The sequence below is a fragment of the Alteromonas sp. K632G genome (assembly GCF_017653625.1).
In the GTDB taxonomy this organism is placed as follows: Bacteria; Pseudomonadota; Gammaproteobacteria; order Enterobacterales; family Alteromonadaceae; genus Alteromonas; species Alteromonas naphthalenivorans.
Map to the genome: position 1 here is coordinate 1 of NZ_JAGGDM010000035.1, position 6,176 is coordinate 6,176.

General features: G+C 40.4%; 10 protein-coding genes. 2 read left to right on the forward strand and 8 right to left on the reverse strand.

What is annotated here, in order from left to right; genetic code table 11:
• Positions 1-138: 138 nt before the first annotated feature.
• The 6 genes from J5X92_RS20435 to J5X92_RS20460 form a co-directional block, all read right to left on the reverse strand.
• The gene (locus tag J5X92_RS20435) at positions 139-810 is read right to left on the reverse strand and encodes a hypothetical protein (protein WP_126873384.1); all 672 of its coding nucleotides are present in this window, start codon (positions 808-810) and stop codon (positions 139-141) included.
• A gap of 125 nt (positions 811-935) precedes the next feature.
• Positions 936-1,373 (reverse strand): hypothetical protein, encoded by a 438-nt coding sequence (locus J5X92_RS20440; protein WP_126873383.1) that lies wholly within the window; start codon positions 1,371-1,373, stop codon positions 936-938.
• A 137-nt stretch (positions 1,374-1,510) separates the two neighbouring features.
• Positions 1,511-2,245 (reverse strand): hypothetical protein, encoded by a 735-nt coding sequence (locus J5X92_RS20445; RefSeq protein ID WP_126873382.1) that lies wholly within the window; start codon positions 2,243-2,245, stop codon positions 1,511-1,513.
• Between the two features lie 125 nt (positions 2,246-2,370).
• Positions 2,371-2,808: a hypothetical protein gene (locus J5X92_RS20450; RefSeq protein WP_126873381.1), complete on the reverse strand. Its 438-nt coding sequence runs from the start codon at positions 2,806-2,808 to the stop codon at positions 2,371-2,373.
• Between the two features lie 113 nt (positions 2,809-2,921).
• Positions 2,922-3,422, reverse strand: coding sequence for an NAD(P)H-dependent oxidoreductase (locus J5X92_RS20455; RefSeq protein WP_126873380.1), 501 nt, complete (start codon positions 3,420-3,422; stop codon positions 2,922-2,924).
• Between the two features lie 545 nt (positions 3,423-3,967).
• Positions 3,968-4,246: a hypothetical protein gene (locus J5X92_RS20460; protein ID WP_013785559.1), complete on the reverse strand. Its 279-nt coding sequence runs from the start codon at positions 4,244-4,246 to the stop codon at positions 3,968-3,970.
• A 192-nt stretch (positions 4,247-4,438) separates the two neighbouring features.
• Here J5X92_RS20460 and J5X92_RS20465 point away from each other — a divergent pair, with 192 nt between their 5' ends.
• Positions 4,439-4,723, forward strand: coding sequence for a type II toxin-antitoxin system RelB/DinJ family antitoxin (locus J5X92_RS20465; RefSeq protein WP_126874076.1), 285 nt, complete (start codon positions 4,439-4,441; stop codon positions 4,721-4,723).
• Complete coding sequence (locus tag J5X92_RS20470) at positions 4,720-5,001, forward strand: type II toxin-antitoxin system RelE/ParE family toxin (RefSeq protein WP_126874075.1); 282 nt, start codon at positions 4,720-4,722, stop codon at positions 4,999-5,001. Before J5X92_RS20465 ends, J5X92_RS20470 begins: the two co-directional genes overlap by 4 nt.
• 104 nt (positions 5,002-5,105) lie before the next feature.
• On the opposite strand, the gene J5X92_RS21190 is transcribed toward J5X92_RS20470, so the two are convergent.
• Both J5X92_RS21190 and J5X92_RS20480 read right to left on the reverse strand, forming a co-directional pair.
• Entirely contained in the window at positions 5,106-5,324 is a 219-nt protein-coding gene (locus tag J5X92_RS21190; RefSeq protein WP_244361156.1) for a hypothetical protein, read from the reverse strand.
• Positions 5,325-5,644: 320 nt separating this feature from the next.
• A complete protein-coding gene (locus tag J5X92_RS20480; protein WP_126874074.1) occupies positions 5,645-5,980 on the reverse strand; it encodes a hypothetical protein in 336 nt (111 codons plus the stop codon).
• Positions 5,981-6,176 lie beyond the last annotated feature (196 nt).

Below are 6,176 nucleotides of genomic sequence, written 5' to 3' on the forward strand. Positions count from 1 at the left end.
TGATTAATACTGTAGTCCGCTGGACTTTAATTGCTTCGTCTTCCATTGAGAGTAAATCCTAAAAGTACGTATAACGCCCCACTAAGAGGCGAGTAATTGTTGGCTAAAATGTGGAGCGAAGCGGAACCGAGCCAACTGTTACGAGTCCTGCTTTAGTGGCTTGTTAGTCATTTTATACTCATCAAATACTTTTCTGAGATCTGCGAAAGGTTTTAAACCTAGCTCTACAGGATTTTCAGGTAGCTCTTGATGATCAATATAGCGAATATTCTTTACCACATCATATTCGCCTAAAGCCATATCAAGTAATATATATGAGCCTGAAATAAATATATTAGATTCTTGCTCGTTGAAATCAGGGTGGTAAACAATTAAATCGAAGAAGCCATCTTCTACACGGGAATACACCCAAACTTTTGAAACGTCAAACTCTCTGCCAGCATATTCTAATTTGAACTCTTCATAACCGTCTATTCTTGGGCGAAATGCAATAATTGAGAATAGTTTAAGCTCGGGAGCACTTTTGACTAATAACTCCACGTAAGGAAACGCATCTGCAATCCCATCTGCACTTATGATAAATTCTCGTTTACCATTCTTAACATGAGAAATTTCATATGTAACATCGTCCCTATACGAAGTTAATTTAGATGATATTAGATCTAAAACTTTTTCCTGATCTTTTTCAAACTCGAAAATAGTAGTCTCGTTTTTAACAAACCACTTCCAAAATTTCTGTTCCTTACTTTCCTTTGCAAATAATCCCATTGGTAACATCACAAGTAATATAGTTAATATAAAATTTTTCATCGGTGCCTGACTAAATAACTAACTTTTAAATATGAGACGCAAAGGCGTGGGCTATAATTGCGCCTCGCGCGAGCCCACGTTTTTGCGTCCCAGTGTGCGCTTGCGCACACGGCATAATTTTTTTGTTAGGCATTTATACTAGCCGTAATATAACTTGAGAACCGCTTTTCCAAACGATTTCCAAATTCAATTTCCTTTTCTGCCAAGTCAAATGCTTCTTCCTCAATTTCACTGATAAATCCTTTCGACTTTTCATATACCCTCGCCATGTCAAAACATATTTTAAAATATGTATCCAACTCATCAGCTAGTGACTGTGGGAGGAGAAGCTTGGCACCTTGCATTGAAGTATTAAATTTCACTACTTCTTTCATTTTTGCGCTATTGCCGAAAGCTACCATGTGGGACTTTAGAGAGTAAAAATCTTTAAAGATTTGTTTGCGCTCAGCTAAAAGCGCAATGGAATTTGCTCGTTTAGATTCACTGACAGAGTAGCGAGCATATACCGCTGATAAAATTGAAACCAATATAGCTGCAACAGCTAAGAGATCGCTAACACTCATATTTCTACTCCAAGGTTACTCTTATGCTGAATATTGCCTAACTTTTCAATAACGGGCGCAGACATGTGGGGCATAATGGCGAAGCCGCCCTGCGTGTTTGCGTCCCAGCCCGCGCAGCGGGCGAACTTAATTTTTTTTTATGTTTCAAACCTATGAAGCATAAACGAATAATTCTTTTTTAATGTAATCCGTTTTATCGCATTGCGAGCTTTAGGCTGATACTCGCGCCAATTCCAATGATTGTCTATGAGAATAATTTTCGATATACCAAATCGCTCTAAATCATCTAAGCTGTAATCCCACCCTATTAAATCATTGCCAAAAAGAGATCTTAATTTATCCCATATGGTCATTTCATTATGTCCGTACACAGTAATAAGATTATCGACTCCTATTCTACGATAAAAGGCAGCTTCTCTTTTTCTCATTTTGGGTAGATAGCTAGAATAAAATGATTCGTCAGAATTTGTGGTATCCCACTGTTTCTGCCAAGCACTTCCGTGCCACATTAAAATTGTGTCTTTATGTAAGTATTTAATATTAGCTGCGGGTAAAACATAGTTTGCACACGACGATAAGCAGAGATTTTTTATTTCTATATTTAGCTTATTGCTGTGTATCCACTCACCGAGATCCATCCCTGCACCAATTTCTCCGCCTGGACTTGAAATAATTAGTCTTTTTGGCTTTTCCTTCGATTTTTTTAATGCTTGAAAAATCGCTAAGTTCGAAGACTTGGTTATCGACCCTTCATATACTAAAACGTCATTTTGGATGCCTACAAAGAAATTGCTTTCCACATCATTTTTTTCAGCATCCAACGACGTGCAGGCTACACTCCCTAAAAGAACAAATATAAAGAGAAATTTCATCTGGCATCCACTCGAAACATAACGCCCCGCATAACGGGCAATAACACGTAGGCTAAAATTGGAGCAAAGCGACTGAGCCTACGTGTTATTGTCCCAGCGAGCTCGCGAGCGAGTTTATGCGTTTGTTAGCTTTCATTTCCTACCGATGCTGAAAAATAGAATGTGTTACCGGCAACGAAGCCGACCAGCGCAAACGCAATTAGTCTCTCAAAGCCATGTAAATAACCTGAAAGAGTTACACTCCCATTTTCTGCCAACACTATTCCATTTACAACAGAGCGTTCATGCATGTGTGGAAATACAAAGAATGACGAGACCAAGACTACAGCGACTACTGCGGCCAAAACAACAGATTTATAGTTGAATCCAAGCCATGACGTAAAAATAAGATAAATAGGTAATGCTGAAAACGGCACCAATATACCAACAATCAATAACGTCCAGACGAAGATACCTAGAGGGATTGGCACAAATTTCATCTCTATGGCCATTGGAGCAAAGAATGCGACCACGACCGTTGCGAATAAAAAACCGAATGCTGTTTTGAAATGCTTAATTTTCATTGAAAGCTAACACCCTGCTTAGGGGCGGAAATACATGGTCTAAAATTAGGAGCGAAGCGACGCAGCCCATGTGTTTGCGTCCCAGCGAGCCCGCGAGCGACTACAGCAGTTTGTTATGCGATTTTGCCAAGAAAACCTTGAATTGCCTGCTGGTGTTGCTGAGGGTTAAACTCATCCGGGCAGCAACAATACAGAGGATCATGATAGACCAGTCCAAGGTAGTTAGAAATTAGTTCAAATTGCCCTGTAAAACTAGAAGGCAACTCCGCATCTGTTCCTGTAGCAATTACTGATATTGGCATGCCGCGCAGTTTTCGACCAAGCTCTTTATTTACAGTGAGCAAATCAGTAAACCGATCAAAGAAGGTTTTCAACTGTGCCGACATTGAATACCAGTATACAGGCGTAGCGAATACAACAAAGTCTGATAATACCATGCGTTCAACTAACGGAATGAAGTCGTCAGAAATATTGCGACTTTTGTAATCAAAATACGAAATCGATAGCTCTTGAAGGTCAACAATTTGAGCGTGAAGGCTTTCTGCTATCTCTTTAGATAGCTTTGCAGTATTACCGTTAGATCTAGAACTAGCTAAGACAACCAGAAAATTCAAATCGATATCCTTATCGCATAACTTTAAGCTAAGGGGCGCAGATGCGTGGGGCATAATGGCGAAGCCGCCCCGCGTATAGGCGTCCCAGCGACCGAAGGGAGTGGCTTAAGCGCTTTGTTAGAAGCAGAGCCTTTACCTTTGGAAGTTCTAAAAACTAATAAAGCCAGCATACGATTGATTGTTAAAGCAAACAAGTAAAATGCCAATGGAGTAATGTTGGTGATTTGACTAGAGCAAGCCGCCATTTGAGCTACCAAGTGCAATGGCGCTTGCTAAATTGAATTAAGAACTTGGCGATAAAGCGCCTATTGCGCGACCTTTGAAGTTAATGCGGCGAAGTTAAAACCACCAAAAGCCAGGGCGATTTTGATACAGCAGGTGAGGGCGGTTGAACTGGAATTTTTATAAAGCCAAACGCAGTTTAGGCTGACGCCTTCTAACTTTTCAATAACGGGCGCAGGCACGTAGGGCATAATGGCGAAGCGGCCCTGCGTGTATGCGTCCCAACGAACGAAGTGAGTGAGTTTATTGAGTTGTTATGTAGCTTACCCAAAACACCAATCCTTTGCTTCGATAAGTATTCTTGCGATTTCAATTGAATTTTGTGAAGCGACACTTCTTCCCATTGAATTTATCTCTAAACCAGCGAGGTACTTTGCTATTTTTTCTTCGTTGTTATCAGAGGTGAGATAATCAAGAACCTTGGGTACATATGAACGGTATTCGTCTCTCGCAGCTGGTATTTCCTTGCAATCGAGAGGGTCCCATAGGTAAAACAAAATTTCATCTACGGCTTTAAAAAGCTGTTCTTCAGAATGCTTCATTTTGAATTCCCTTTGCTACATAACACCCGCATAACGGGCAAAAATACGTAGGCTATAATACCGAGCGAAGCGAGGGGAGCCTACGTGTTTTTGTCCCAAGGAGCGCCAGCGACTGAGTTAATGCGTTTGTTAGTTGCCGTAAATTCAATAGGTGTGCTAACATTTGTGTGTACATTTCATAAGGAGTTTACCATGGATACCCGTATTCAGTTTAGAGTAGATGAAGAAACTAAACGGCTAGCTCAGATAATGGCCGAAAGCCAAGGACGCACTTTAAGTGACGCTTGCAGAGAGCTTACGGAAGAACTCGCTGAACAGCAACGAAAAATAATTACTCATGATCAGTGGCTTACTGAAGAGGTTAATGCTGCGTTCAGTAAATTAGAGAGTGGGAAAAGTAAGTTCGTCAGTCATGAAGAAGCGAACTTGGACATGGAAGCTCGAAAAATGAAAATTAGGAATAAAGCCAAAAAATGATCTTATGGGAAAAAAGTTCGTTGGATGATCGTGAGGCTATTTTCGAGTTTTTATACGAATTTAACCCATTAGCAGCAGAAAAAACTGATGCAATAATTGAGAATAAAGTTGAAAACTTGAACCAGCAACCTTTTATGGGAGTTGAGAGAGAGGGTATACCGGGAAGATTGTTAATAATTCCAGAGGTTTCAATGATTGTTTCATATTTCATAAAAGACGACATTATTCACATTCTTCGAGTTTTACACCAAAAGCAAAAATTTCCTGTAGGCAACTAACACCTAAATATGGGGCACAAACAGGCAGGCTATAATGGCGAAGCCGCCTGCCTGTTTGTGTCCCAGCCCGCCTGCGGGCGACATGATTTTTTTGTTAGGTGCGTTCATAAATCTTCTAGTATTTGTCTGACTTTTTCATAATTTGGCGGAAAGTCACACCCACCAGATGAATACATATTAAGCGTGTCGGACTTTACGTAAAGCGTGAATGATAACCCGTCGCAAATTAATGAGACATCACTTGCGGGATATTCAGATTTCCACTCGCCAACTCCCAACTCTACTAGTTGGTTAATAAGCTTTGTTTGGTCGTCTGAATTCAAAGTCTTTATCTTTAACGCTGGGATTTTTGGCACCCATTTACCTTCATCATTTAGTTTGAAATGATCATCGATGTAAACGTATTGTGCCTCATTTATATAAAATTCGTGCCGATACTGGTTCAGAAAGTGAGATTCTCTAAATACCAGATGCAGTTCCCCCGCAGCTACCGGCCAGGAAAATATAAACAGTACGAAAAATCTAAAACTCACAATTCAGCACCTAACTTTTAAATAAGGGGCGATAATACGTAGGGCATAATAGCGAAGCGGCCCTGCGTGTTAGCGTCCCAACGAACGAAGTGAGTGACTTAATTTTTTTGTTATGTGGCATGAACCCAAATACTACCTTTTCTTATCTCTTCTGAGATGCAAAGACCTAAATAATTTGAGCATTCTAAGCAAAGTATCTGAGCATCGATGAATATGTTGAATGTAAGCTGATGACCTTGATACTCTCCTGCAACACTAGGTTGTTCGAATTTCAGTTGGTCAGTTGGAAGTTCAAAGTGCTTGATAAAAAGCATATATTCCGCGCCAGTGAATTTTACTTCTACTGACTCTGGAAAGTTTATAACCGAATGCAAGACCGAGTTGGGTAAAATTCCACTACACAACAGAGTAATTGCTTTTTTCTCAAAATCTTCAATTAATGCCATGGTTTACTCGAAACATAACACCCCACTAAGGGGCGATAACACATGGGCTAAAATTAGGAACGAAGTGACGCAGCCCATGTGTTAGCGTCCCAGCAAGCGAAGCGAGAGCCTTGAGTGGTTTGATAATCATTGAGCCTCCTCCCTATCAGCATAAACTGAGTTTATCCTAATAGGCGACCAAACCAAGGGAGAAAAC